This is a genomic window from Mycobacterium sp. (assembly GCF_050701675.1).
Lineage (GTDB): Bacteria > Actinomycetota > Actinomycetes > Mycobacteriales > Mycobacteriaceae > Mycobacterium.
This window is the reverse complement of record NZ_JBOGDD010000390.1, coordinates 1-1,928: the sequence shown is the minus strand read 5'-3', so window position 1 is coordinate 1,928 and position 1,928 is coordinate 1. Positions and strand designations below refer to the sequence as shown.

Genomic DNA, 1,928 nt, shown 5'->3' with positions numbered 1-1,928 from the left:
GGTCAACGGAGTGCGCAGCTCGTGGCCGGCGTCGGTGACCAGGCGCGCCTGTCTCTCCCGCGATTCGGTGAGTGCGCGCAGCATCATGTTGAACGCCTCGGTGAGACGGGCGAGTTCGTCGCTGCCGTGCACGGGGATGGGGCGCAGGTCGTCGGTCCTGGCGACGCGCTCCGCGGCGTCGGTCAGGCGCGCCACCGGCCGCAGTCCGGTCCTCGCGACGGTCCCACCGGCGATCGCCGCCACTGCCATCCCGAGCCCACCGACGATGAGCAGGATGGTGCCGAGCCGCTTGATCACCTTGCCCGTGGGGTTGAGGCTCTTCGATATCAGCAGGGAATCGCCGCTGGGCAGATGGACGGCGAGCACGCGCTGAAAGGTGACGGTGCGCAACGACATTCGCAGCGTGCCGTCGATCACGTTCTTCTCCGGCTCACCGAGGGGCAGGGTCTGCCCTTCCTGGTTCGCGGTGTAGATGGACCGGCCCGGCATCACGAACATCGCGTTGACGTCGGAGTACGCCGTGCCCTCGATCGCCTTGCCGGGGTCGACGGCTAGCAGCCCGCTCTCGATCAGCAACCGCGCGCGGATCTGCAGCTGGTTGTCGATGTCGTCGTAGAGCGCGCGGGACACCACCGCGTAGACGGCGAGGCCCATCAGGACGACGACCATCGCGACCATCGACATCGCCAGCAGCATCACCCGCCAGCGCAGCGACACCGAGCTGGCGTCGTTCATGCCTTGGGGTCGTGCGTCGGTGGTTCGCCGCTCGCGCGAACGCCACCAGAACGGTGATCGGGGTTGACCCATCAGGGCGGCGTCTCGCGCAGCACGTAGCCGACGCCGCGCACGGTGTGGATGAGTCGTTGCTCCCCTTCCGCCTCGGTCTTGCGACGTAGGTAGCCGACGTAGACCTCGAGGGCGTTGCCCGAGGTCGGGAAGTCGAAGCCCCACACCTCTTCGAGGATGCGGCTGCGGGTCAGCACGCGCCGCGGGTTGGCGATCAGCATCTCCAGCAGGGAGAACTCGGTGCGGGTCAGGCTGATCTGGCGCTCTCCGCGGGTGACTTCGCGCGTCACCGGGTCCAGGCTCAGATCGGAGAACGTCAATGCAGGCGAGTCGTGGTCATCGGGCAGGACGCGGCGGCGGAGCAGGGCGCGCATCCGCGCCAGCAGCTCTTCGAGGGCGAAGGGTTTGGGGAGGTAGTCGTCGGCGCCCGCGTCCAGACCCGCCACTCGCTCGGAGACCGAGTCCCTGGCGGTGAGGACGAGGATCGGCAGGTCGTCGCCGGTGCTGCGGAGTTGACGGCACACTTCGAGCCCGTCCAGCCTCGGCATCATCACGTCGAGAACAAGGGCGTCGGGCCGGTCGCTGCCGATCTTCTCGAGAGCTTCGAGGCCGTCCTGAGCCAGCTCGACCGAGTATCCGTTGAAGGCCAGGGAACGGCGCAGGGATTCGCGTACAGCGCGATCATCGTCAACCACCAGTATGCGCACAGCCACAGTTTCAACCCCGCGTCTGAGACAGACCTGAGAGGCGCGCCGCAACAGCGGCGGCTACTTGGTCAGCGGCGGTCGAGGTCGACCAGGCCCAGGCGGGCGGCCTTGAGCAGACGACGCGGCACCTTGTGCTGCTGACCTGCGACGTTGACGTTGACCAGGCCGGTGGCCTCGGTCTTCCACTGCGCGCGCCGGCTACGGGTGTTCGACCGCGACATTCTCCGCTTGGGCACAGCCATGGTGGAGCTTCTCCTCTTGAGATTCTTGCTTGGGGCTGCCGCACATACCCTGATCACGCTGGGACGTCGGCAATTGTCCTTCAGGATAGCCGGTGAGCTGCGTAGCTTCCAAAAGCGGCGGTCCGGCCCTGCGGTCAGTCGCCCCAGCCGCCACATCCGCACCGGGAAGCACCTGCGGTGTCTCCCCAGTGTC

The 1,928-nt window shown here is 67.5% G+C and carries 3 protein-coding genes; all 3 read right to left on the bottom strand.

The window, feature by feature from the left end; all coding sequences use genetic code 11:
• The coding region (locus ACRDUX_RS11875; protein WP_526414096.1) for a HAMP domain-containing protein at positions 1-735 on the bottom strand (735 nt) is incomplete at its 3' end.
• Positions 736-806: 71 nt separating this feature from the next.
• Positions 807-1,493, bottom strand: coding sequence for a response regulator transcription factor (locus ACRDUX_RS11870; protein ID WP_526414094.1), 687 nt, complete (start codon positions 1,491-1,493; stop codon positions 807-809).
• A gap of 68 nt (positions 1,494-1,561) precedes the next feature.
• The gene (rpmF, locus tag ACRDUX_RS11865) at positions 1,562-1,735 is read right to left on the bottom strand and encodes a 50S ribosomal protein L32 (RefSeq protein ID WP_526414092.1); all 174 of its coding nucleotides are present in this window, start codon (positions 1,733-1,735) and stop codon (positions 1,562-1,564) included.
• Positions 1,736-1,928: the final 193 nt, after the last annotated feature.